General features: G+C 48.7%; 23 protein-coding genes. 19 read left to right on the forward strand and 4 right to left on the reverse strand.

Annotated features, from left to right (window positions below; genetic code table 11):
• Nucleotides 1-9 precede the first annotated feature (9 nt).
• From AC58UW_RS25895 to AC58UW_RS25925, 7 genes are all read left to right on the forward strand, one after another.
• Nucleotides 10-1830: an IucA/IucC family protein gene (locus AC58UW_RS25895; RefSeq protein ID WP_497423442.1), complete on the forward strand. Its 1821-nt coding sequence runs from the start codon at nucleotides 10-12 to the stop codon at nucleotides 1828-1830.
• Nucleotides 1830-3779: an IucA/IucC family protein gene (locus AC58UW_RS25900; protein ID WP_497423443.1), complete on the forward strand. Its 1950-nt coding sequence runs from the start codon at nucleotides 1830-1832 to the stop codon at nucleotides 3777-3779. The genes AC58UW_RS25895 and AC58UW_RS25900 overlap by 1 nt, the downstream gene beginning before the upstream one ends.
• Nucleotides 3780-3810: 31 nt before the next feature.
• A complete protein-coding gene (locus AC58UW_RS25905; protein WP_497423444.1) occupies nucleotides 3811-4425 on the forward strand; it encodes an RraA family protein in 615 nt (204 codons plus the stop codon).
• A 29-nt stretch (nucleotides 4426-4454) separates the two neighbouring features.
• Nucleotides 4455-5789 (forward strand): LLM class flavin-dependent oxidoreductase, encoded by a 1335-nt coding sequence (locus tag AC58UW_RS25910; protein ID WP_497423445.1) that lies wholly within the window; start codon nucleotides 4455-4457, stop codon nucleotides 5787-5789.
• A 138-nt stretch (nucleotides 5790-5927) separates the two neighbouring features.
• On the forward strand, nucleotides 5928-6911 hold the full coding sequence (locus AC58UW_RS25915) for an ABC transporter substrate-binding protein (RefSeq protein ID WP_497423446.1): 984 nt from the start codon (nucleotides 5928-5930) through the stop codon (nucleotides 6909-6911).
• 79 nt (nucleotides 6912-6990) lie between these two features.
• A complete protein-coding gene (locus tag AC58UW_RS25920) occupies nucleotides 6991-8016 on the forward strand; it encodes a FecCD family ABC transporter permease (RefSeq protein WP_497423447.1) in 1026 nt (341 codons plus the stop codon).
• A complete protein-coding gene (locus AC58UW_RS25925; RefSeq protein ID WP_497423448.1) occupies nucleotides 8013-9053 on the forward strand; it encodes a FecCD family ABC transporter permease in 1041 nt (346 codons plus the stop codon). Before AC58UW_RS25920 ends, AC58UW_RS25925 begins: the two co-directional genes overlap by 4 nt.
• A 361-nt stretch (nucleotides 9054-9414) precedes the next feature.
• On the opposite strand, the gene AC58UW_RS25930 is transcribed toward AC58UW_RS25925, so the two are convergent.
• Together AC58UW_RS25930 and AC58UW_RS25935 are read right to left on the reverse strand one after the other, a co-directional pair.
• Nucleotides 9415-9699 (reverse strand): hypothetical protein, encoded by a 285-nt coding sequence (locus AC58UW_RS25930; protein WP_497423449.1) that lies wholly within the window; start codon nucleotides 9697-9699, stop codon nucleotides 9415-9417.
• Between the two features lie 186 nt (nucleotides 9700-9885).
• On the reverse strand, nucleotides 9886-10449 hold the full coding sequence (locus tag AC58UW_RS25935; RefSeq protein ID WP_497423450.1) for a CcdC protein domain-containing protein: 564 nt from the start codon (nucleotides 10447-10449) through the stop codon (nucleotides 9886-9888).
• A 163-nt stretch (nucleotides 10450-10612) separates the two neighbouring features.
• Between AC58UW_RS25935 and AC58UW_RS25940 the strand changes: the two genes are divergently transcribed.
• The 4 genes from AC58UW_RS25940 (at nucleotide 10613) to AC58UW_RS25955 (ending at nucleotide 12657) form a co-directional block, all read left to right on the forward strand.
• A complete protein-coding gene (locus tag AC58UW_RS25940; RefSeq protein WP_497423451.1) occupies nucleotides 10613-10909 on the forward strand; it encodes a hypothetical protein in 297 nt (98 codons plus the stop codon).
• Nucleotides 10903-11538, forward strand: a complete 636-nt coding sequence (locus AC58UW_RS25945; RefSeq protein WP_497423452.1) for an HAD hydrolase-like protein — start codon at nucleotides 10903-10905, stop codon at nucleotides 11536-11538. Before AC58UW_RS25940 ends, AC58UW_RS25945 begins: the two co-directional genes overlap by 7 nt.
• A gap of 181 nt (nucleotides 11539-11719) precedes the next feature.
• Complete coding sequence (gene lspA, locus AC58UW_RS25950) at nucleotides 11720-12190, forward strand: signal peptidase II (RefSeq protein WP_497423453.1); 471 nt, start codon at nucleotides 11720-11722, stop codon at nucleotides 12188-12190.
• Between the two features lie 122 nt (nucleotides 12191-12312).
• Nucleotides 12313-12657, forward strand: coding sequence for a hypothetical protein (locus AC58UW_RS25955; RefSeq protein ID WP_497423454.1), 345 nt, complete (start codon nucleotides 12313-12315; stop codon nucleotides 12655-12657).
• A 53-nt stretch (nucleotides 12658-12710) separates the two neighbouring features.
• Here the strand turns inward: AC58UW_RS25955 and AC58UW_RS25960 are convergent, their stop codons facing one another.
• Nucleotides 12711-14858, reverse strand: a complete 2148-nt coding sequence (locus AC58UW_RS25960; protein WP_497423455.1) for a DNA topoisomerase III — start codon at nucleotides 14856-14858, stop codon at nucleotides 12711-12713.
• Nucleotides 14859-15391: 533 nt separating this feature from the next.
• On the opposite strand from AC58UW_RS25960, the gene AC58UW_RS25965 reads away from it, so the two are divergent.
• The 6 genes from AC58UW_RS25965 (at nucleotide 15392) to AC58UW_RS25990 (ending at nucleotide 22593) form a co-directional block, all read left to right on the forward strand.
• Nucleotides 15392-16993 (forward strand): sensor domain-containing diguanylate cyclase, encoded by a 1602-nt coding sequence (locus AC58UW_RS25965; protein WP_497423456.1) that lies wholly within the window; start codon nucleotides 15392-15394, stop codon nucleotides 16991-16993.
• Between the two features lie 465 nt (nucleotides 16994-17458).
• Nucleotides 17459-18490: a hypothetical protein gene (locus tag AC58UW_RS25970; protein ID WP_497423457.1), complete on the forward strand. Its 1032-nt coding sequence runs from the start codon at nucleotides 17459-17461 to the stop codon at nucleotides 18488-18490.
• Entirely contained in the window at nucleotides 18480-19130 is a 651-nt protein-coding gene (locus AC58UW_RS25975) for a DUF4129 domain-containing protein (RefSeq protein WP_497423458.1), read from the forward strand. The genes AC58UW_RS25970 and AC58UW_RS25975 overlap by 11 nt, the downstream gene beginning before the upstream one ends.
• Nucleotides 19114-20331, forward strand: a complete 1218-nt coding sequence (locus tag AC58UW_RS25980) for a DUF4350 domain-containing protein (protein WP_497423459.1) — start codon at nucleotides 19114-19116, stop codon at nucleotides 20329-20331. The genes AC58UW_RS25975 and AC58UW_RS25980 overlap by 17 nt, the downstream gene beginning before the upstream one ends.
• 5 nt (nucleotides 20332-20336) lie before the next feature.
• Nucleotides 20337-21257, forward strand: a complete 921-nt coding sequence (locus tag AC58UW_RS25985; protein WP_497423460.1) for an AAA family ATPase — start codon at nucleotides 20337-20339, stop codon at nucleotides 21255-21257.
• Entirely contained in the window at nucleotides 21208-22593 is a 1386-nt protein-coding gene (locus AC58UW_RS25990; RefSeq protein ID WP_497423461.1) for a DUF58 domain-containing protein, read from the forward strand. The genes AC58UW_RS25985 and AC58UW_RS25990 overlap by 50 nt, the downstream gene beginning before the upstream one ends.
• On the opposite strand, the gene AC58UW_RS25995 is transcribed toward AC58UW_RS25990, so the two are convergent.
• Complete coding sequence (locus tag AC58UW_RS25995; RefSeq protein WP_497423462.1) at nucleotides 22588-23568, reverse strand: stage II sporulation protein M; 981 nt, start codon at nucleotides 23566-23568, stop codon at nucleotides 22588-22590. The two genes, AC58UW_RS25990 and AC58UW_RS25995, sit on opposite strands and share 6 nt — an antisense overlap.
• A gap of 134 nt (nucleotides 23569-23702) precedes the next feature.
• Here AC58UW_RS25995 and AC58UW_RS26000 point away from each other — a divergent pair, with 134 nt between their 5' ends.
• Both AC58UW_RS26000 and AC58UW_RS26005 read left to right on the forward strand, forming a co-directional pair.
• Entirely contained in the window at nucleotides 23703-24500 is a 798-nt protein-coding gene (locus AC58UW_RS26000) for an RDD family protein (protein WP_497423463.1), read from the forward strand.
• A 126-nt stretch (nucleotides 24501-24626) separates the two neighbouring features.
• Nucleotides 24627-25316, forward strand: coding sequence for a Rossmann-fold NAD(P)-binding domain-containing protein (locus AC58UW_RS26005; RefSeq protein WP_497423464.1), 690 nt, complete (start codon nucleotides 24627-24629; stop codon nucleotides 25314-25316).
• The last annotated feature ends 2 nt before the right edge of the window (nucleotides 25317-25318 follow it).

Raw genomic sequence — 25318 nt, forward strand, 5'->3', positions numbered from 1 at the left:
GTGTAGCGAATGAGTACGACACAACGGGTACCTGCAAGCCAAGCTGATTTGGATAAAAAAGTAGAGGAACGAGTGCTTGGACAGTTAATTGAAGCCGTTCTTTATGAGGAAATTGCCATCCCCTTGAGCGGAGTGCCGGCTGCCGGATTTGACGGGGAGCTTGCTTTGCAAGGGAAAGCGGCTGACGGGGAGACAGTTACCTTCCGTTTTCATGCGAAACGAAAAATGACGTTTGACCGCATCCGTTTAGCCAGAGATACGATCAAGCGCCAAAAGGGGAATGAAGAATGGGCCGCTGCGCAAGTGTCTCAGTTCGTCCTGGAAGTACTTGTCCAAATTCAGCCAGATAAAGAACGGCTGGGCATGCTGCTTGAAGAGCTGCACAGCACCTTCGTAAAAGATGTGCAGGCACAAGCTTACCGGGCATCCGTGCCGCAATCGGGGCAGCAGCGCAGCTATGACGAGTTGGAGAGCCTATTGGACGGACATCCGTATCACCCGTGCTATAAATCCCGGATTGGCTTTAGCCTAGAGGAGAATGAAAAGTACGGCCCTGAGTTTAATCAAGACCTGCAGCCTGTATGGGTGGCTGTTGCCAAGTCCGATAGTCAGCTTTCACTTTTGGAAGGGGAAAATTATCGGGACATTATCCAGCGTGAGCTTGGCAATGAAGTAGATAGCCAGTTCGAGGCGATATTGATCGAAAAAGGGCTGAATGCGGCGGATTACCTCTTCATGCCTGTTCATCCATGGCAGTATGAGCACATGATTACCTCCGCATTTCAGCAGCAGTTAGCGGATTCTAAGATTGTAAAGCTCGGTCATGGGGAAGATGTGTACCGTGCGCAGCAGTCTATTCGCAGTTGGGCGAATCAGTCGAACAAAGAGAAAGCGTATTTGAAAATGGCGCTGAATATTACGAATACATCGACCAGACGCATGCTCGCGAAGCACACCATCCTGAATGCGCCGCTTGTTTCACGTTGGTTATTGTCATTGACGGAGAAAGATGAGACGGCTAAGAAGCTTGATCTTGTTTTGCTGGCTGAATTTGCAGGCATCACCTATGAGTATGATAAGCTTCCAGCCGACTTGCAGCCGCAGGCTTACGGGAACTTGGGGGTTGTGTGGAGGCAAAGCGTACATCGCTTCTTGAAGGACGGCGAAGCCGCTATCCCGCTGAGCTCAGTTACGTATGTAGACGGTCAGCAGCCATACATTGATCCGTGGGTGCAGCAGTATGGTCTCAAAGCATGGACGCGCCAACTGCTTGATGCTGCTATAACTCCGCTTATTCACATGCTGTATGCGCATGGACTGGCGATGGAGTCTCATGCTCAAAATATCGTGCTCATCCATAAAGACGGTCTACCTGCTCGATTGGCATTGAAGGATTTCCACGATGGCCTGCGGTTCTCCAAAGCGCAGCTTCCACAGCCGGAGTTTTGTCCAGATCTGAACTTAGAACCTGCAGCGCATCGGGCGATCAACCGTCATTCCTATATGCAAACGGATGATTTGGATGCAGTAAAAGATTTTCTGCATAGCGCCTTTTTCTTTGTGTGTTTAGGCAATATCGGGATATTTTTGAACGAGCGATATGGGCTTGAGGAGTCGGAGTTTTGGCAGCTGGTTGCCGATGTCATTCAGCAGTATCAACAGGAACACCCCGAGCATGAGGCTAATTTTGAGAAATATGATCTCTTCTCCGATACAATTCGGATCGAACAGTTAGCTCGAAGAAGGCTGTGGAAGGACATGGAAGTCGATCCGAAGCATGTTCCGAATCCCTTAGCTCATTATCGTTTCTCACAAGGAGGCCGTGTATAATGGCAAATAAACTTACGGGCCATAAGGCTGAACAACGGGTAATGGAAGATCTGGTGAATGCTTTACTGGCGGAACAGTTTCTAGATGGTCACGAGTCTATAGAGCTTTTATCCAAAGAAGAGTGGGCTTCAATTGCTTCAAAGGATGGTCAGTTGAAAATCGTTCAGGAGCAGCTCGGAACCGAAGTGGCGCAGGCAACGCACGTATACCGGTGGAAGCTGGAGGATGCTGTGATTGTGTTTCCCGTGAGCACCTCAATCACACAGCTTTATCGCTTTGAAGCTTCTTACGGTGTGTACAAAGTGAGCCAAGGAAAGGATATGGCCAGGCTCGGTCCATTGGAGCTAATGGGGCATGTTGTGACTCTGTACACCAATGACCCGGTGGCGGTCGATCCATATGGGGCTGTCAAGTTCCTGCATATGATCGAACAAACACTGCTGCAAACCTCATTTTCGCTTGAAAATGAGCAGCCGAGTTCGCATATTCTCGGATTGCCGCAGGCGGCTTCTCTGCTGGAGGCAGAACGGAAGGCAGCTTACCGTGACAGACCCTTTCATCCTGTGTCCAAAGTGAAGCAAGGATGGGCTTATGATGAATGCAGCAGCTACACGGCTGAATTCGGCCGTCCGATCAAGCTGAACTGGATGGCCGTGAAGCAAGATTACGTTGTATCCGGGCTTGAGGAGGGGAAAGAGCTATTCCCTGTAGACCTGCTGCTTTCGGATAAAGAACGAAACCAGATTAATGCTGAGCTCGACAGACGGGGTCTAGGTGAAGGCGCGTATACGGCTATCCCTGTGCATCCGTGGCAGATGTCCGCTATTTTGCCAGAGCAGATTACAAAGGAACTTGAAGAGAAGATCTGCATTCCTTTGGAGACAGAAACCGGCACCTTCTACGCAACATCATCCGTACGTTCCTTAATGTCGGAAAATGAGAGCTCTTATCATGTGAAATTGCCGTTAGGCATTTATTCACTAGGCGGACTTCGTTATTTGTCGGCGATTAAGCTGATGAACGGTCAGCAAGCGGAGTCTTTGATGAGACAAGCCGTGGAGCGGGATATCGTGCTGAAGCAAAAGCTGTTTTTATGCGATGAAACAAAATGGTGGGCGTATTTACCGGAAGATCGGGATTTGTTCGCCGACTATCCAAGACATTTATCAACGATGATTCGGGAGTATCCAGCGGAGCTTGTGCAGGATGCTGCTATTCGCCTGCTGCCCATGTCGGCGCTATCGGTTCACGAATCCGTGGAAAATGGCCATATGTTCGATGAGTGGCTAAAGCTGATTGGATCGGATCAAAGTGCCAATGCTGCCGTACAGCTGTTCCGTGAAGTGCTGGTGTCCTACTTCGAGATCTGCTTCCGCTTGTTCCGACTCGGCATGATGCCGGAAGTGCACGGTCAAAACTGTGTGCTGGTTTGGAAGCAAGGCAAAATCGAAGGGCTGCTGCTTCGCGATCATGATGCGCTGCGTGTGCATGTGCCTTGGTTAAACGCAAACGGTCTTGAGGACCCAGCCTATACGCTGCGTGCGGGTTATCCGAACTCGCTGTATCACGATCAGCCGCAAAAGCTGCTGACTTTCTTCCAAATGCTCGGCATTCAAGTGAACAGCTATGCGATATTGAGAAGCGTTTCTCAATACTACGGCTTGAGCGAAGCTTCCTTGTGGAAAGAGCTTCAAACATGCTTGGAGGAAGCTATTCAGAAAGCGGATGTGCCGGATGAGGTAGCCAAAGTTCTGAATGACGCGCTGTTCGTTAAGGCTGTTTGGCCTTGGAAGCAGATTGTGCGTCCGCTCCTGAAAAAGCAGGCGCTGCGCGTGCCGGGCAGCATGCCTTACGGCCAAGGAGATGTGGCGAATCCCTTTCATGTTTTGACAGAGGCGCATCAGGCGCAGGGCTTGAGCAAGGAAGCGCAGCTAACGAGTCGCGGATAATTAAGGATGTTAAAGATAGGAGAGATCACTTATGTTTCGTATTCAACCAAGGGTACAAGGCGTAACGCCTGAGCTTCTGGAGCTATATAAAGAGATTAGTCCATCTACTATCGGTCATTTGACAGACTTCGGTTTCCTGCACGGCGCTCAGCCGCTGTTCAGGCCGATTCGTCTGCTGGGGAACGCTGTAACGGTGCGTACTCCTCATATTGACTCCAGCGCCATTACTAAGGCTATGGAGTTGGTGCAGCCCGGGGATGTGCTCGTTATTGACATGTCCGGCGATGAGCAGCGCGCTTGCTGGGGGGAATTCAGAACCTATGCGGCGATTGCTAAAAAGGTTGCGGGTGTCGTCGTTTCCGGCTGCGCTGCGGATGTTCGCGCGATTACGGGGCTCGGCTTTCCCGTTTATTCCAAGGGAATTAGCGCGCTCACTACGCGGACGCTTAAGCTTGAAGGTGAGGTCAATACGCCTGTCAGCGTTTTTGGCGTAAGCGTTCAGCCTGGCGATTTAATCGTGGGGGATGACGACGGCGTTTTCGTTATTAATCCGAGCGAGGCGACGGAAATCGGTTTGAAGGCGATGGAGAAGCAGCAGAAAGAAGAGCAGAGAAGAAAAGAATACGGTTATGTCCTGCCGTCATAGATAAATTTGACTACTCAGAGGTGATAGGCGTGAAAGAGCCGAAGAAACAGCTGCATTTGAACTTATTTATTTTGAGCACAGGCCATCATGAAGCCTCATGGCGGCATCCGGACGCGCAGCCGCAGCTTGCGACAAGTCTTGGTTACTACCAGCAGCTGGCCAAAACCGCCGAACGCGGCAAAATGGATTCAATCTTTTTAGCTGAAAAATATAGATTAACCCCGTTAATTAAATATCGGGTCATTCCCCAGCTTGAAGCATTCACGCTGTTATCGGCGATTGCGGCTGTGACCGAGCATATCGGACTGACGGCAACGGCCTCGACCACCTACAATGAGCCATACCATATTGCGAGAAAATTCGCTTCCCTCGATCACATTAGCGGTGGTCGTACGGGATGGAATATCGTGACTTCGACAGGTGACGCGACTGCGCATAATTTTAGCAAGGAGCACCACATGGATCATAAAGTCCGCTACGACCGTGGGAAGGAATTCGTAGAGGTTGTTAAGCGGCTGTGGGCCGGTTGGTCGGAAAGTTCGCTGCTGGTTGATAAGCAGTCAGGGATCTATGCCGATGTCAGCCAGATTAAGGGTGCTGAGTTTAGTGGTGAATTCTTCTCTGTGAAAGGGGCCTTAAATATCCCGCGTTCTCCGCAAACGCATCCCGTCTTGGTGCAAGCCGGTTCATCCGAGGATGGCAAGCAGTTTGCTGCCGAACTGGCGGAAGTCATTTTTACAGCTCAAAACACGATGGAGGAAGCAATTTCCTTTTATACCGATGTAAAAAGCAGATTAAAGCAGTTTGGGCGCTCCGAGGACCAATTGAAGATTTTACCTGGATTTATTCCCTTTGTTGGAGAGACGGAAGCGGAGGCTAAGGCTAAAGAGAGAGAGTTGAATGAGCTGGCTGTATCGGAATATGGTATCCGGAGCCTATCGGATTTGCTCAAAATCAATTTGTTTCAGTATCCACTGGATGGCCCTGTGCCGCTGGAGGATCTTCCATCTATTGACGAGATACAAGGGCAGAAAGCACGGTTCCAATTATATGTCGACCTGGCACGCCGGGAAAACCTGACGATTCGAGAGCTGATTATCCGGACAGCCGGGGGGAGGGGGCATTTTACCTTTGCTGGAACTGCTGTGCAGATTGCAGGCGAAATGGAGCGTTGGCTGGTGAACGGGGCGGCAGATGGGTTTAATTTGATGCCTGCCTTGCTGCCAGGCAGTTTGGATGATTTTGTGGATAAGGTCATTCCCGAGCTTCAGAACAGAGGCATCCATCGCACAGAATACACAGGTTCAACGCTGAGAGAGCATTTGGGTTTAACACTTGATCGTGAACTAGTTGTACGCAATTAGTTGGTTTTGGAAGTATGGTTGTCAGAAAAGTCCAAAAAAGTGGTCGCGAATGTCCATTTTCATTACGAAGTACTTTCGTATAATAAGAATGAGAATCAATATCATTGATTGAATATATATGTAGGGGGATTAACAAAAATGGTAAGGCAAAAAAAAGTAACACTAGTACTTGCTGCTATGCTTTCAATGGCAGCCATCTTCACAGGATGTCAGCCTAAGCAGGAAGCGGCTCCAGCAGCAGCACAGACACAAGCGCCGGCACAGGCGACTGCGGACGCAAATAGCGTAAGAGTTATCAAGCACGCGATGGGCACGACAGAAATCAAAGGAACGCCTAAAAAAGTCGTTACTTTGTTCCAAGGGGCTACAGATGCTGCTTTGGCATTAGGCGTGAAGCCGGTTGGAGCGGTTGAGGCATGGATCGAACAGCCTTGGTACAACTACATCAAGGACAAAATGGACGGCGTTACGAACTTAGGGTCGGAAAACCAGCCGAACCTGGAGAAATTGGTTGCCTTGCAGCCGGACCTTATTATCGGGAGTAAATTCCGTGATGAGAAAATTTATGAGCAATTAAAAGCTATTGCACCAACGGTTATGACGGAAGATGTGTATTTCTGGAAAGACTCGTTGAAATTAACGGCTGAAGCGACGAATACAAAGGATGCCGAAACTAAATTTTTGGCTGACTGGAATAAGAAAGTAACGGATTTTAAATCGAAAATGGGAGATAAGTTGAAGCTGGAAGCCGGTATCGTTGACTTCCGTGTGGATCATGCCCGTATCGTGTACACAGGGTTCTCGGCATCTGTTCTAGAGGAGCTCGGTATCACGCGTCCAGCTAACCAACGGGGCAAAGAGTGGGGAATTCAGCTGCAATCCAAAGAGAATATCACACAGATGGATGCAGACATCATCTTTGACCAAACGGCGAATCGGACAGATGGACGCTTGGAGCTAAGAAAAACTTGGAGCGAGTCTCCGCTGTGGAAAAATTTGAGAGCTGTTAAAGCAAGCAAAGTATACGAAGTTAACGCAGCGACATGGAATAACGGTTCCGGCCCATTAGCAGCTGTTCTTATGATTGATGATCTCTATAAATTCTATGGTGTAACTAAATAATTGCAATGCCGAGGCTGTTGACCGTCTATGTCAACGGCCTTCCCTTAATTTTATAGCTAGTTATAAGAGGAGGATCCCTGTGAGACCATTATTGCACCAGACACCCTATAAAGCGCTGGGTTTGGTGATTGGTATTCTTATTTTTCTATTATCCTTTGTACTAAGTGTTGTGCTTGGTTCGTCGCATACCAGTTATGCATCGGTTATCCAGTCGCTGATTCATTACGATGTGAATTCGAATGAACAAGTAATTATCCGAACGACCCGGATTCCCCGGGCTCTATTCGCTACATTCGTTGGAGGAAACTTAGCCGTTGCAGGCGCGCTCATGCAGGCACTAACACGGAATCCTTTAGCTTCCCCGAGTATTTTTGGCATTAATGCAGGCGCCGTTTCTTTTGTCGTCATCGCGATTACATTTCTCCCGCTTAGCTCAATTAACCAACTAATTTGGGTAGCTTTCGCAGGGGCAGCTATTGCCGCGTTTGCCGTGTATTTCCTCGGTTCTTTGGGAAGAGAGGGATTGACGCCGATCAAAATCGTACTGGCCGGTTCTGCCATGACCGCGCTGTTCAGTTCGTTTACGCAAGGGATGCTGGTCGTTCGCGAAGCTACCTTGCAGAATGTGATGTTTTGGTTAGCCGGATCGATCGCGGGCAAAAATTTGGATACGCTGATTCCAGTGCTGCCCTATATGCTAGTTGCCGCAGTTACGGCGCTAGTGCTGGCACATCCCGTTAACATCCTCGCTTCGGGCGACGATGTTGCCAGGGGGCTCGGGCAGAAGCTTGGATTAGTGAAAGTGACTGTAGCCATAGCCGTGATCTTATTAGCGGGTAGCTCAGTTGCTGTCGCTGGTTCGATCGGTTTCGTTGGCCTCGTCATTCCGCATATTGCCCGGTTTATTGTTGGTCTCGATTATCGTTGGGTGATTCCTTATTGTGCTGTCTTAGGGGCTGTTTTGCTTCTTCTGGCTGATCTTGTTGCCCGGTTTGTTATCATGCCAGGAGAGGTGCCGCTCGGTGTTATGACTGCTTTGATCGGTGTGCCTTTTTTCATCTATACGGCTAGAAAAGGGCTGCGCTCGAAAGGAGGGACGTCATGAGGCGGTTAATCGTGTATCGAAGCAAGACCGGCAGATTTTCTTTTCTTTTACATCAGAGAACACTCCTTGTTATTTCTGGTCTGATTCTGCTGACCGTCGTGATGTTCTTAGTTAGCACAGGGCTTGGCAGCAATTTCATATCACCGCAGGATGTATTGAAAACGATCTTCGGAAAAAGCACCCCGCAGCATGAATTGGTGATCGGAACGCTAAGGCTTCCACGGATTATTGTGGCCATCCTCGTGGGTGCTTCGCTAGGTGTTGCAGGTTCGATTCTGCAGGGGATGATCCGTAATCCGTTGGCCTCGCCTGATGTTATTGGTGTAACAGGAGGGGGGACATTAGCGGCTGTTACGTTCATTACGTATTTTGCAGGCACTGTCAGCATTCATTGGATGCCGTTTGCTGCTTTTGTGGGGGCCGCCCTTGTGTCCCTTGTCATTTATTTATTGGCATGGCATAAAGGTGTTACATCCACGAGGCTTGTTCTGATCGGCATCGGGATTTCGGCGGCTACCAGTTCATTAACCTTGTTAATGATCGTGCTCAGCCCGATGAATTCAGCGACCAAAGCTTATACATGGCTGACTGGGAGCGTCTACGGTGCTTCTTGGGACAATGTTTACACACTGCTGCCTTGGGTCCTTGTATTCATACCAATGGCGCTCTTCTTTGCCAGGCATATTAACTTGCAGGAGATGGGGGACGATCTGGCAGCAGGGCTGGGAGCCACCGTTCAGCTTCATCGCTTTCTCCTCCTGTTCATCAGCGTAGCGTTGGCGGGTTCGGCAGTGGCGGTTGCCGGCGCGATTGGCTTCGTTGGATTAATTTCTCCGCATATAGCGAGAAAGCTGGTCGCTCCCTCTTATGGGGGATTGATCCCTGTATCGGCGCTGATAGGCAGCCTCTTGGTGTTGATCTCCGATACTGTCGCGAGAACAGCTTTTCCCCCGCTGGATATTCCGGTAGGTGTGTTTACGGCAGCCATTGGCGCTCCGTTTTTCATCTTTCTGCTGTATCGGAATCGGAATCGATGAGGATGTAAGTTCAGCGTTAAGTTAGGCGAAGAGAGTAGAAGGATAGAGATACACAGATTAAAGTGAGGGAATGGCCGGGGTTCTCCGTCTGTTCTCGGTTGCGTGGAAAGAAATAACGGGAGTTGCTCCCGTTATTTCTTTTTGTTTATGGACTCGTTAGTGTTTAACTGGAAAAACTCCAGATAAATTTGCTCCTGCGTGTGCATGCTAGGCGAAACTCACCGAATTAACTGGAGAAATTCCCGTTATAAGCGCGATCGTCTCGAAATCGCCGAAATTAGAGGGAGTTTTTACCACTATTCGGAAGGAAGAGTTGAGGCAGCGCAAGCAGATCCCCAAAATATCAGCGCGCAGCAGGTAATCAGCACGCAGGTGGCTGCGCTTGAAGAGTGCTGCGGCTGCAATCGATATACATCGGGTAAACGACTTCCTTTTTCTGATCAAGCAGCTGATTGTTCAAGACCTCAAAATCCGCCAGCCCCTCAAAAACTTCAATAACTTTGACCGATTTTGCCGTACTTTCAATTTCATTTTGATTGGGATAGGAGAACTTCATCGCTTTGTTCTTCATCAGCACATCTATAAACATGCACAACATGATACCTAAAACGAACACACCCATGATAATGAATTCCAAATCTCGCATTATGGTTGTCCTCCTATGAATCATTTTTCATAGATTAACGTACTATGGCTGAAATGTCGCTCGAATGGCGGTGTCGTATTCTAGCTTATTTTGAATCCCTCGAACCGCGCACACTTCTGCGTGAAACAAATAGGGCTGCCCTCCAAAGGTCTACAAATTCAGACCTTGAGGGACAGCCCCGTCTATTTATTTTGCAGCTTGAGCGCCAGGACTTTCGCCACCATTTACAGCAGAAACCTCCGCGGCTGGATCCAGTTTGGTTTCTTCACGAAGCAGATAGCCGAAAAATAGGATGTAGTAGGACACGATGATGAAAAATACGCCAGCTGTTACCGGATCTTTTGTAAATTGTGTCAGATCAGCGGGATTCATGCTGGTTGGGTTCGGGGAAAGTGCGATGAAAGCCACTCGGTAGATAATGCGGCTAAGAAATAGCACGAGGACAGCAATTTCAATCCATAGATGCGTGCGGTAGTACCAACCGTCAGCCCGATGCTCGAATCGGGTGTGTCGAATCGCGGTGAGCCCTAATCCCGCGCCGGCAGCAAGGCCAATTAAATATCCGATGAAATGGATTGGATGGACGAAGCCTAGCAGGAAAATGGCGATTCCCAGAATACTGAAGAGCGTGAGACGGAATTTGAGCCGGCCCTTAGCAAGCTTTTGAAAGCCAATGGTGCGTTTGGTTCGGCGATAAATAAAAAAACAAATGAAAACGATAGGGAAGGCGTAATGCATCCAATCTTGCATGGGTGTTCCTCCAATCAGTTTGTAACATTTACTTATTGTAGCAAATTTAGGCAGCTTGTCATGAGAAATCTTATTCCGTTTACAAAAAACTGTCATACACTTAATAGTAGTGATATAAACTTACTATTACACACAAAATGTGCCGCAAGGAGTTGACATGCATATGGCTCTAATCACTCACGTTAATGTATGTAATGCAGACGATGAAATTTACTGCTGTCTTAGGAATAAAATCGTTAAGCTAGATGCCAATCAGCAGAAACATTTCTGTCAGGGTTGTAAAATGTTTGCTGGAAATGCAGACGACTTTGGGCGTGGGGTATCCTGTGTCTGGGAAGATCTGCGCATCGTCAGCAATCCGCATATCGCCAAAGATCCGCTTGAGGAATTCGCCAATAACCAAATCAAAGAAGTGCCGACTGAGGGGCCGGCCCTATTTCTATATACAACAGAATGGTAAAACATATCCTATTTGATTTTGATGGGACACTTGTCGACTCCAGAGCTTTGCTTGTTAAGTTGTACAATGAAATAGCGGGGCAGCATCAATTTCGCAAGATTCGCGAACAGGATCTTGCGCTTCTCAGAACGCTTTCGATTGCGGAGCGGGTCGATCGGTTAGGCGTGCCGGCCCTACAGATTCCTAAGTTTATCATCGCTGGAAGACAGCTGTACCAAGAGAATATACGCACTCTCCATGTGGTGCCGGGCATGAAAGAAATCATAGCCAGGTTATCCTCGCATGGACTGAGAAGCTCCATTCTCTCCTCCAATTCGGAGGCGAATATTCGCTTGTTTTTAAAAAATAACAAGATGGAAGGCTCCTTCAAGGAAGTAATCTCGGCGAAGCTTCTTTTCGGTAAGCACCATGCCATACGCAAAGTCATGAAGCAGTGGGGCACAACCCCTTCGCGAATGATTTATGTCGGAGATGAACTAAGAGATATCGAGGCCTGCAAGAAATTAGGCGTGCCAATCGTCGCCGTCACATGGGGGTATGATGCCCCGCGGCTGCTTCTTAGAGGCCAACCTGATTATTTAGTAGACACCCCAGGGGAACTGCTGAAAACTCTCCTGACATTAACTTAATGGAGAGAATGAAGAATAGCCGCATAACGCTCCGCGTGTAGCTGCCTAGGCATAACAGAGGCGGCTATTTGCGTTGCCAACTGAGAGGCGAGGGTCAGCAGGGAACCCGTAAGATTCGCAGTACGGGCCATTCATCATGTAATATGGTGTAGAGGCTGTATTTTCGACTAGGGGGAGTGTTATGTTATTTTATATCGTCTTTTTTGTGGTTACGGCCATTGATCAAATTTCAAAGGTTTGGATTCGTTCGATCTTGAAGGTGGGAGAATCCATGCCATTCTATAAGGACATTATTACGTTTACGCATTATCAAAATACGGGAGCAGCAGGCAGTTCGCTGCAGGGTTGGGCGCGTTATCTCGGCATTTTTGCTGTCATTATTGTCATAGCAATCTTGTATTACAGGCAGAAAGGACGTCTCCAAGGCGTTCTATTGCAGTGTGGAGCAGCATTGTTTGCGGGCGGAGCGATAGGCAATGCCATCGAACGATTGTTATTCGGGAAAGTGACGGATTTCATCGTTTTCCGTTCGGGGAACGGCATCATGAATCTGGCGGACTTGGCCATTAATTTGGGCGTCGTATGTTTTGTGTTGGATATGTTTTTCTCACTACGGCGAAGAGGTTTCCGAAAAGAAAAAAATGTTTCTTAGATTAGGTCTAATATACTATAATATATAGATCAAAAGATAATATATAGATCAAAAGAACTATTTGTGGTATCCTATTCTACGACAGTATGGATTGTGTTGATGTTAGACTGGGAGATGGTCGTATGAGTCTGGAGAGACAAGCTTTGATCGATGATTTTTTTGTCATGATCCGTAAATTGAATAAAACAGGTGCTGATATTATATATGTGAGGGATTTCTTCTGGAAATCTTCTGGAATGCGCAGTTTTATTCCTCCGACGGTTGAATTTATGACGGTGCTCAAAACGTATAACGCTGTTTTATTTCATGAATTCCGCAAATCACTTGTCCCTAATACGAGTATGCATATATTAGCGAATGTTCACATGGAAGCAGGAGAGGCACTAATTAGTCTAGGTATTACAAGCTTAGAGCAGCTGCAGTTGGCGGTTAAAGGCAAAGTAACGGAAAAGCCATCGGATACATAAAAAACCAAGCAAGGACGAAAGTCTCCGCTTGGTTTTTTTGTGCATGTTTAATGCTAGTCTTCTTTATTCTGCTGAAGTGCAGCAAGCAGCTTGTCAGCGAGCGAGTTCCCGATCCCCGATTGATCGGAATATTTCTCGATAAGTTGACGATTGACTTTGGCTGAGGCACGGCGGCCGCCGCCGGAGGCTTCACTATCAATCTTCTCCACCACGTTGCAGGGACGGCATTGGAAATACTTGCCGGATTTTCCTGTGTGGATCTCCATTTTTTTATGACATTGAGGACAACGATGATTCGTCAACTGGCCGTCTGCTTCGCGCTTGTAAGAGCATTCCCGGCTGGAGCATACGAGATAACGACCGCGTTTCCCTTTAACTTCCTGAAGAAATTCCCCACAGTCCGGGCATTTGCTGCCCGTTAAGTTATGCGGTTTATACGCCGCGTCGCTTTTCTTTACCTCATTAACTAATTCCACGGCTTTCGTCCGAATACCGCTCAAAAATTGCTCCATGCTTCCTTTGCCCTTGGCAATGCGTTCGAGCTCGTGCTCCCAGCGCGCCGTCAGTTCAGGAGAACGCAGTTCTTCCGAAGCGAGCTCAATGAGCTGCTTGCCTTTGCCTGTCGGAATGAGCTGGGAGCCTTGACGCTCGATGGTGTCGGAAGACACCAGCTTCTCAATAATATCCGCGCGAGTTGCCGGTGTGCCGAGTCCCCATTTCTCCATCTGCGATAGCAATGAAGCTTCATTATACCTGCCAGGAGGTTTGGTATGGCGATTCAGTTGATGAGCCTGTTTAACAGTGACGGCATCCTTCTCTTTGGCTTGCGGGAGCAGCTGAGACATATCGTCATCTGTGTCTGTTTCTTCCCGGTCCGGATCAGTGAAATCGTTCGCGCCGTAAACTTCTTTCCAACCGGCTTGCTTGACTACTTTACCTGAGGCATGAAGCTTCTCACCGGCGATTTCGACGGTCAGCTTCGTTTCATCGTAGCGGCAAGGGGCGTAGAATAAGGCTATGAATCTGCGTACAATCAGATCGTAGAGCCGGCGCTCGTCTGCGCTCAGGGTTGCAAGCGAGACGGCTTCGCCGGTCGGTATAATCGCATGATGGTCGGATACCTTGCTATCGTCGATGATGCGCTTTGTGATCGTTAGCGGCTTACGCAGTAAGGAAGCAGCAAGCGGTGCATAGGGACCAATCGCTGCGCCCTTGAGTCTGCCTGCCAAAGTTGGCGCCATATCCGAAGTCAGATAACGTGAATCCGTCCGAGGGTAGGTAACGATTTTGTATTGTTCATACAATCTTTGCAGTACATTCGATGTCTGTTTGGCCGAAAAGCCGAACTTGCGGTTGGCATCGCGCTGAAGCTCGGTCAAATCATAAGCGAGCGGATGAGGGATTTGCTTTTCGGTTTGTTGAACCTGAGCGATGCGGCCGCTTTGGCCCTGCAGCTTCGCCTTCAACGCATCCGCGCGCTCCTTATCGAAAATGCGCGAGTCGCCTGTTTTGGGGTCCCGCCATGCCGCGCGGAAAGAGCCCAAATCGGCTTCGATCAACCAATAGTCGACGGACCGGAAATCCCGGATTTCCGTCTCGCGGTTGATCATCATCGCTAGCGTGGGCGTCTGCACACGCCCAGCGGACAAGGACGCGCCGAACTTGCTGGTCAGCGCGCGCGTCACATTCAGGCCGATCAGCCAATCGGCCTCGGAACGGCAGACGGCTGCTTGATACAGCCGGTTATAGTCTGTGCCAGGCTTCAGCTGCGCGAAGCCTTCGCGAATCGCCTGATCCGTCTGCGACGAGATCCAAAGCCGTTTGAACGGCTTCTTCCAGCGGATCAGCTCCATAATCCAACGGGCGACGAGTTCTCCTTCGCGCCCGGCGTCTGTTGCTATCACCAGCTCGGCGAGATCGCCGCGCCGGCTTAGCTGTTCGATGCCCCGAAACTGATGCGACGTTTCTTTCATGATCTTGAGCTTCATGCGCTCGGGGAGGATAGGCAGATCCTCCAAGTTCCAGGTTTTGTACTTGGGATCGTAATCGTCAGGCTCGGCGAGGGTCACAAGGTGGCCCAGTGCCCAGGTGACGACATATTTGGGGCCTTCATAATGGTGTTTTTGCTTCTGATTGCAGCCGAGGACGCGGGCAATTTCTTTGGCGACGCTCGGTTTTTCTGTGAGCACAAGAGTTTTCATAGGAATAATGACCTCATTTCGTATTACAAATTAGCATAAGCGAAAGAAGTTTTCTTTTCAAATGTTCCACCTGGAGTTGGCGGCCAAGGCAAAATATCGGAACCTGCAGAAGAGTAGAAAACCAAGCAAAGACGAAAGTCTCTGCTTGGTTTCAGTGGTGTCGGGAAATGTTGAAGAGATGATGATGTTCCCGTTAGAATCTACCGTAAAGTTTGTGAAGTTTCCTAACTGCAGTTGTTGGGGGACTTTCTTTTCATTTGGATCGACGGCCTCTTTGGGAAATACAAGGAATTCATCACCTTTGGGGTCAAGCACCATCTTAACATATGATTCAGAAATGGGATCAAAGCAGTGGCACCATGGTTGTGTTGTTCAATAAAATAGGTGCAGTTTGCAGCCTTAGAAAATAATGCTCATCATTAATGGTGTTATTTCTTGGAGGAAAAATGTCGAATAAACATTTATTCTGCCTGTTTTTGTCTTAAGTTCAATGTATAATAAACTTGTGAGATAAGAAAGGAGCTGAGACCAGAATGGGACGCAAATTTGCTTATTTCTCCAGTCAATCGATGAAAATGAGGTTTCAAATGTGGATTGGCGTCGCAATTCTGGCTTTAGCATTTTCCATTATTGTCCCCTTTTATTGGATAGAAAAAAAGAATCGGATAGATGAAGCGGAAAATCAGCTTAAACAGATGATCACACTGCAAAGCTTATATGTTGAAAAATGGAATCAGGAAAAACTGGATGCAGTCGAGCGATTTGCCCTTTCGGATTATGCCAAATTTCATCGGATGGGAGAATTAAAAAGGGAATTCCATAACTATACACGCCTCAACTCGGAGTTTGATACCCTGAATTTCGTCGAGCCCAACGGGATCATCTACACGAGCAATGACACAGCTATCTACGTAGGAGACCGTCCGTTTTTTAAGTATGCGATAGAAAATAGAAGTTTTATTTCGGGGGTCGACATCTCGCGAGAGACAGGTAAACCGATCATTACCTTTTCAGCCCCGGTGCTTGGCGAACTGAATGATTTTAAAGGTGTAGTGATGGGTGTTGTGACACTGGATATGCTGAATAAGCTGATGAAGCAGCTGCGTTTTGGCGAAACAGGAGAGGTCTATGTCTTAGATACGGAAGGCCAAATCGTGACAGCCTCAGGTAACTCGAGTATGGATGAGTCGAACTTCAATGTCTCCATGGCATCCGAAATGATTGAAAGAGCGAGAAGTGGCAAAGTGTCAAGCGAGGTCTATACCGGGTTTCATGGTGAAAAAGTCTTTGGTCAATACCAGTGGTCGACGGGGAAGAATTGGATTGTCGTGGGTGAAATCACGCAAAAAGAGGTTTTTCAGAAATTAAATCAGCTGAGCATGACAATTATTGTTATTTCCCTCATTGCTTTAATTCTCAGCATCCTTGCAGCTATCACCATTGCTTCCCGCATCGAGCGACCTATTCGCTATTTGCTCCGAGCCACCCAACATATTCATAAGGGAACCTATCATTACCAGATTGATGCAGACGAAATCAAAAATGCTCCGATTGAGCTCAGATTGTTGGTTAACACATTTAATCTGATGTCTGAGAAGCTTAATACGACGATTTCGCTGCTTGAGCAATCTGCTTTGGTCGATCAATTGACCGATATTCCTAATCGGAGATATGTCATGTCGGAAGGAAATGAGGAATTGAAGGCATGCATTGCAGCGGGCTATACGTGCTCGGTCATGATGATGGATATCGATCATTTCAAAAAAGTGAACGATACCTACGGACATTTGGTAGGCGACCGTGTTCTTCAACAGGTAGCTTCTTTGTTGAAACAGCTGGAAAGCAGCTATATCATCGTGGCGCGTTATGGCGGGGAGGAATTTATTCTTCTATGCCTCCGCAAAAATGCGCATGATAGTGCTCTTTTAGCCGAGCAAATCCGGCAATGTATTGAAATGAAGCCATACTCCGATGAGCAGGTGACGGTACAGTTAACTGCGAGCATCGGCGTAGCTGAATTCTCGCCCAAACTGGAATTTGGCACGATGGTACTTGAAGATATGATTTCCAGGGCAGATCATGCGCTTTATCGCGCGAAATCGGCAGGACGAAATCGCGTAGAGCTAGATCGATGAGAAATCATGGGTCTGGCTTTTTTTTGCGTGGTGGTGGTGTTGGAGAATGAGTTGGGATATCGTTTAATTAACGCCGATTACTCCATCTATTTCCAGTAATTGATGCACTTTTGACCAATTAACTGGATTAAATACCGTTACTTTTGCCAAAATGGACATAATTCGGGTAACTGTCTGCGATTTAGATGGAGGTTCTCCAGCTATTATGGTTTCCTGCCACCAAGCGGGGCGATTAACGGTAGCTTTTCCATCTAATAGGCTGAGGCGGCTCACTGGCTGCTTGAGTGTGGAACCTGACTGTGAACCAAACTGTGAACCAAATCGTGGATTAACCTTTTGGACCACCTGTCGCCAAGGTGATCGGAGATAAGCTTCTTTTTCATACAATTTAGTAGTCAGAATATTGAAGGATTAGTGTATAATAGTCAGGGAGTTAAAGAATTACCAACATTTGGGGGGTTATCCATGCAAAATGCAAGCGTAAGACCAATGGGAATTGGAAGGTTGTTAGACCGCAGCTTCCAATTATATCGCAAACACTTCGTCGTATTAACATTCATCATGCTAATTTTATACGGTCCTTTTTATCTGCTGCAGCACCTGCTCACTTTTCAAGAAACGGCGACAACATCGGGTTCTTTTATTGAGCAAATTCGAAATGGCGGTTCGCTGCAGGAAATGTTTGGACCGAACTCTTCGTTCCTACAAAGTGATCCTGCTTCACATGGTGAAGGATATCTGACGAAAATACTCATTCTGGTGCTGGTGCTAATACCAATTATGATTTTAGGTCTAATGCCAGCTTCGATCGCATCCATTGTTCATCTTGTGAAAGCTAGTTTTTATGGAGAAGAGACACCAGGATTAGGGCAATTATTAAAAAAATCATTTTCTCGCTTTTGGCCATTGGCAGGCAGTACGTTCTTATTCGGACTCATCATGGTTGGTTTTTATGTGGGAATAGCCATCATTGTAACTATCTTTGCTATCATTTTTGCAGTTGGCGGAAGCTTCTCAAGTACAGTAGGCGGGTTTGGTGGCGGTGCGCTAGCATTTACCATTGTGTTTTTTGTCATTCTTGGGCTGGGCGTCCTGTTCACTTTTGCTTATTTTATGATTCGCTGGAGTTACTATTTACCTTATGTTGCTTTGGGTGAAGAATCGATTGGCATTGGACGGAGCTGGGGCTTATCACGTAAAAGCTTTTGGCGTTTATTTGGCATGTATATCGTACTCTCGCTTATTTTATACTTGTTTCTGGCTGTTGTTCAGCTTGTTATTGCCGCTGTTTTCGGATTAGGACTAGGGGCGCAGCTGCTGCAAAGCTTGATTTCTATTCTGGTTATGTCGCTATGGTACCTGCCGTACGTGGTTAGTTTCTTCGACCTGAAGGTAAGGAATGAAGGATGGGGCCTGCAGTCTTTGATCGATAGTACGATTCCTGATGCTTCAGCAGAATACTTATCTATTGGTCTGGATAAAAAGAATGAGTTATAGTTTCGTAATTTCTTTACAGGACGACAAAGAGCAATTGCTGCAAATATTGAAACAAGATGAATACACAGCCTATGAAGCCAAAAAGAACGGCTCACTGTGGTCATGGCTGGAGCCAGTTTTTCGAAAAATACGGAGCTGGCTGCCACATTTTGAGGTATCTGAGTCGGTAACGGACTGGTTAACTGTAGGAGTAGCTATTCTGTTGTTGGGTATTGCTGCTTTGGCGATTTATTGGTTCCTGAAACAAATCATATGGCAAAAGCGGGTCCGTTCGGAAACGTTTTTGCCGCAAGGCGAAGTAAGCCGGTCATACCGCTATTATTGGCAGCAAGCGTCAGAGCTTAGAGGAATAGGCGATTGGAGAGAGGGAGTGCGCTCCGTCTTTCTGTCGCTTCTGTTTTATATGGAAGATGCACGCCTGATTCGTGTGGAAAAATGGAAAACAAATTGGGAATATGTTGAGGATCTGAGGGGCACGGCTTCATCGCTAGTTCCTTTGTTCCAGGAGAGCTCGCTGCTTTTTGAACGAATCTGGTACGGAAAAGAAGCCGTAACTGAGCAGCAGTTCACATGGTTGTATGAACAGGTAGCCAGGGTTATCGCCAAGAAGGAGGAAACCGCGGATGACGAAAGGGCTTAATAAGCTTCATGTGGGACTAGCCCTTAGCATCGTGCTGTTTCTTGCACTAGGGTACTGGCTCGTGAAGCCTAAGCTGCCGGATTTGCCTCCGAATCTATCCTTTTCTGCAGATGTAGATGGTACCAAAGCTTGGAAAGAGCTGCTTGGCACGAAGCAGTCTGCCGTGAAGGAGTGGCGGTTGGATTGGAAGCATTTGCCTAGCGGCACATCGATGCTGTTGGTCGCCGTACAGCCGTCCGCTGTGACAAAGTCCGATCGGGAGCATCTGTTGAAATGGGTCCAGGCGGGCAATGATGCGATTATTTTCGATCGCGATCCTCAAGGTTGGGCGTCTTGGGGGACGGTTCGAGTGGATGGCGGTGTTAAGGATTTACAGGATAGCCGGGATACACGGGGTACACAGGATAAACAGGATAAACAGGATACACAGGATACACAGAACAAACAGGATAAGCCCGGCTCAACGATTCGCGTTTCGCCGGGCTATGCGTCAGCGGAGGGGGCGCTGACAGGCAAAGTCGAGACCTCTTATCGGATTCAGCCTGGAGGCAGTAGGCTGGCGCTGTTCGAAGATGATCGCGGCGTGCTCGCCAGCCGCGTACAGGAAGGGGCGGGCAGCCTTACAATGGTGCTGACCCCGGCTTGGTTGCAGAATGGGACCATTGATGAAGCGTCCCATTTCGAATTAATCTGGCCGCTGTTCGCGAAGTCCTGGGATGCCGTGTGGGTCGATGAGACCCATCACGGCTACGGAACGAAGCCTGGACTGCTGGCCGTGTATCCCGCGTGGCTCGTGCTGGCAAGCGCGCAGCTTGGTCTTGCGCTGCTGCTGTGGCTCTGGCTGCGCGGCAAGCGCTTCGGTCCCGTCCACACGCCGCGGGCGTGGACGGTCCGTCGCGGCGACGAAGGCGTGCACGCCGTCGCCGCTTGGTACGAGCGCCTCGGCTACAGGCGCGAGGCGCTGGCGCAGCAGCAGCTGTTCCTGCGGCAGCTGCTGCAATCGCGCTGGGGGCTTAGCCCCAGCGCTAGTGCTTTGCAGGCCGCGGAAGCTGCGCGCGGCCGTATGTCTGAGGCGCAGGCAGCGCAGCTGGTGCGCCTGCTGGCGGAGCCGCCGGCAGAGAGCGTCGGCGTGAGCACGACAGCGTTCTTGCAGCGAACGCGGGAGATGGGCGAAATGATCGCCTACTTGGAGAAGGAGTGAGTGCAATGAATGAACTGATACAAGCCATGGAGCAGCGTGTGTTCGGCCAAAAGCTGAACACTAGACTGCTTGCAACCGCCTTATTAGCAGGAGGGCATGTCCTCCTTGAGGGCGTGCCGGGTCTCGGGAAAACGAAGATGGCGCGAACCCTCGCGGAATTATCTGGCGGGGAATACCGCCGTATTCAATTTACGCCGGATTTAATGCCTGCAGATATTACAGGCAGTGTGATCTATCAAATGCAGGACCATTCGTTTACGACGATTCAAGGTCCGATTTTCACGAATGTACTGCTAGCCGATGAAATTAACCGATCTGGACCGAAGACGCAGGCGGCGCTGCTCGAAGCGATGGAGGAGCGGCAGGTGACGATTCAAGGGAATACGTACAAACTACCTAGTCCTTTTCTTGTCGTTGCGACCCAAAATCCCGTTGAGTATGAAGGCACTTACCCGCTGCCAGAAGCGCAGCTCGACCGGTTCATGTTTAAACTGGTGCTCGATTACCCCGGTGAAGAAGCTGAGATTGCCATTCTTCGTGGACATGTGCCCTTTCACCAGCAGCAAGAGGAGCCGCTGCAAGCTTTACTGACACCTGAGCGGGTAATTGAATGGCAGCGGAAGCTGACCGATGTCGTGGTGGAGGACTCTTTATACACTTACATAGCAACGCTTATTCGCAAAACCCGCGAGTCCAAAAAGATTCAACTGGGAGCTAGCCCTCGAGCGGGAATCGCTGTGCTGATGGCGAGTAAAGCCTGGGCTCTATTGGATGGCCGGACCTATGTCACGCCAGATGATATTAAGCTTGTCGCGCGGCCTGCGTTGCGGCACAGACTGCTGCTGACTCCGCAAGCGGAATTGGAGGGCGGAACGAGTGACCAAATCATTCAAGAAACGCTCGGCTCTATTCCGGTTCCTAGATAAAGCCTTCTTCCAAGATTTCATTTTGCCCACACGAAGGTTCATTGGTTTGGTGCTTATTGGCGCAGCCGGCATGCTGATCGCAGCGCTTTTTGATGCGGTTCTGCCAGTTTTTTGGAGCTTCAATGCGTTGTTAGTTGTACTCAGCGTGATTGATCTCCTTTTGCTTCCCAAACGAAGCAGCTGGAAGATACGTAGAACGCTCCCTGAACAAGCAGATGTGAGGAGCACGTTTGAGGTGAGTATAGAGCTTGAGAGTTTGGGCTTGGGCTTGGAGCGATCTGCCGTGCACGTTGAGCTTATGGATCATGTACCCTACACCTTTCAACTGGAAAGCAGCCAATTAAGCGGCATTTTTCAAGGGAAATCAGCTGCTTTCCGCTATACAGCGTCGGCTATTGAAAGAGGGCAGTACGCTTTTGAAAACGTGTATCTGCGCTATTCCGGAGGCATGGGGCTTTGGAAGAAGCAGGTGCTTCTCAGTTCACAAAACACCATTGAGATTTATCCGGATTTGTCACAGGTGCGGGGTGTGCTTAACGCTGTCCAGGACGTTTTAATTTTGGAAGGCCATCGTGTGTTTAAAAAGCAGCGCAGCGGCTCTGAATTCCACTATATTCGGGACTACGTGCAGGGGGATGACATCCGGCTTATCAACTGGAAAGCGTCGGCGCGTACGACGAAGATGATGACGAACCTTTTTCAACCGGAAAAAGGGAAGATGGTTACCATTGTGCTAGACTGCGGAAGGCAAATGGGAATTGAGCTGGAAGGGCAAGTGAAGCTGGATCGGACCTTAGAAGCTGCGTTGACCTTAGCTGCTGTAGCGCTCAAGCAAGGGGATCAAGTAGCCTTAATCGCTTACTCCAACAAGGTCAAAGTGTATGTGCCGGCAGGAAAAGGGCTTCCTCATCTGCAAGTCTTAACGAGGGCTGTGTATGATTTGAGCACGGATTTTGTTGAATCTAGCACACAGATTGCCTTCGCGCATGTGCTGCGTTTTCTGAAAAAGCGCTCGCTTGTCGTCCTGTTTTCCGATATGGAGAGTTACTTATACAATCAAGAAATGCTGCCGTATGTGCAGCGGCTCCGCAGAAGCCATCAGGTCCTGCTCTTATCGCTCCAGGACCCGCTGATTCATGAGTGGGCTCGTATTCGCGCTGAGGATAGCCGGCAGGCCTATAAGATGAGCATGGCCCACAAGTTTACGACGGATCGATACGCCTATGTAAACGAAATGGCCGGCAGAGGCATCCCTGTGATGGATGTCCCCGCCGACCAGCTTACGCTTAGCGCTGTTAATGCTTATTTGGATTTGAAAGCTCGTGATCGTTTATAGTGTTAAAGGTTGTCTGCTGTTCGCTCGTTTGCGATTGCGAATGCCATAAACGAAGTATAACGTGAGTAGCAGCAGAGTAACACCGGCGATGATGTATTTCACTTCAAGCGGCAATGTGGAGGGTGTAATGTAACCTTCAATGAGCCCAGCGATGATGAATAACGGAATTGTGCCGATCAGGAGTTGGGCGGATTCCTTGGCCGACTCCAGAAAACGCAGCTTGCGCGGATAAGGTCCTGGCACGAAGAAGCGATAGCCCATGTATAGACCAGCTCCGCCTGCTATGAAAATAGCGGTAAGCTCAATAATACCGTGCGGTAAAATGTACGCCCAGAATACATAACTTTTCCCGGATTGCATGTAAACGGCGGCTAAGGCACCTACGAGAAGGCCGTTGCTGATCATCAGGTAGATGGTCCCAATCCCAAGCGTGATCCCGCTGATAAAGGCGAGGACGGCGACTCGGATATTATTCGTCATGATAGCCGTTGAGACCAGCGGCGAATGCAGGTCGCCCCGGGGATCTGCTGTCTTGGACGGATCGATGTTTTCAGCCATGCCACCCGGCATAATCAAGGCCAGATTGAGCGGATCATGCCAAATCGACAGGAAACCGAGCAAGCCTCCAAGTAGAAAAAGGACGAAAGCAAAGCCGACGAACAGGCTTCTTGCTTGGATTAGAGAAGGAAAGTAGTGTAGGAAAAACTCCTTCATCTGGGTGCTGCTTGTATGGCTGTCTTTATACATTGTATTGTGTGCTTGTGAGACCAGATGGTTCAAGTAGACGGTAGTTTCATCAGCAGGCGAATGGGTTTGGAGCGTGGCTAAATGCGCTGAAGCCGTTTTGTAAAGCTCAGTGAACCTGTTCACGTGACTAGCCTGCAGACTGCGTTTTCTCTTGCTAAGCTGAAGCAGCAGCTGTTCCAGCTCTGTCCATTGGGATTTGTGTTCTCGGATAAAGCGCGAGATGTCCATAAAAGCCTCCTAAGCGTTTAACTAGCTATAGCGAAACCTATATGGTTAGTGCAGGATGAGGTTTGCTGTAATCTGTTCATTTTATCATAGGAAAGTATGAAATTACCATAATTATGCAACGTTAAGGAGATGTTATGAACGAGTCTCTGGATAAAGAAGTAACGGTCATTACCCCTGAGCAGGTGCAATTGCAATTTCAAACTGCCGGAATTGGCAGCAGGGCGGTAGCGCATCTGTTGGATTGCCTTATTCTATTAATTGTAAATGTCCTGTTGTTCGTGTTCGTTATTTTGGTGAGCAGGTTATATTCTGGCAGTTGGCTGCCTGACCTTGCGGATTATTTAATCGCGATTACCATCGTTTTATGGATTGTATTGAACCTGGGTTATTTCGTATGTTCCGAAACTTTTATGGGCGGTCAAACGCTGGGGAAACGAAAATTGGGGATGCGCGTCATTCAAAGTAATGGCCAATCGGCTACGCTTTTATCCATCATCATTCGCAATCTGTTTCGTTTGCTGGATATGATGCCTGCATTCTATTTTGTAGGAGCCCTCAGCATTTTCTTAAGCTCGAAGGATAAGCGGGTCGGCGATATGGTTGCTGGTACTATGGTTGTGATTGAAGCGCGTTTTGAACGTATAAAAAGGCGAAACCAGCTTGAAAAGGCGATCACTCGCAAGAACTATCCAGAGATTGTACTGCAGATAGAGGAAACTCTCAGGCAGGGGATTACGGCTAAGGATTGGCAGCTGCTGCAGGCTTGGGTTGAAAGAGTGCCTACTATGCCTGACGCGAGGTTAGCAGAGCTGGCTGCGCCGATTGCGCACTATTTTGCGAGGAAATTAGATCAAGATTCTGCGATTACTTATGATGCCTCTGCGTTCTTGGTCAAGCTCTATGAGACTCTGCGCGAGGATTGGGAAGTTTGAGGCAGGGCAGCATGGGGGTGGCGTAGCATGGTAAGACAGGCACAGCACGGAAAATGGTACATGGTTACATGGTACATAGCATCTACTCGTTGATCGGCAATCCATGCGAATTGAAGGAGGAGCATTATGGGAACGACAGCTATTGTAGCGGGCGGAACAGGACTAGTAGGCCGGGAACTGATCAGGCTGCTGCAGGAAGATTCTAGGTATGATCAAATCATTGCGCTTGTTCGCAGGGACATCCAATTCCGTCATTTTCGGGGAAACGAGAAGTTGGTCCAAGTGAAGACAGACTATAGCCGTTTAGATACGGATATAGGTCCTGTGGTTATGGCCGCTATGGCAGGTGCTCACGTGTTTTGCACATTGGGGACAACCATTAAGAAAGCTGGCTCTCAAGAGCAATTTCGCAAGGTAGACTTCGAGTACCCGATGAAACTGGGTGAAATCGCTGGCAAGGGGAAGGCAGATGTCTTTGCTATCGTGACCGCGATGGGAGCGAATAGTGCTTCCTCTATATTTTATAATCGGGTAAAAGGTGATGTTGAGCAGGGGCTGCGGGCGCTGAACCTTCGCTCACTCTATATGCTTCGTCCTTCTCTGATCCTGGGGGATCGGGATGAGGTCCGGGTTGGAGAGCAGTTGGGCGGCCTAGTTTCACGGGCGATTGCTCCGCTTATGATTGGGGGGCTTCGGATGTATCGTCCCATTCAAGCGAGCAAAATTGCTGCTGGATTAATAGCTTGCGCCCAAATAGGTGAGGAAGGCGCTCATGTGATATTGTCCGAGCGGATTGCTGAGCTGGCTGACAAGTAGAG

This window comes from Paenibacillus sp. J22R160 (assembly GCF_059692135.1).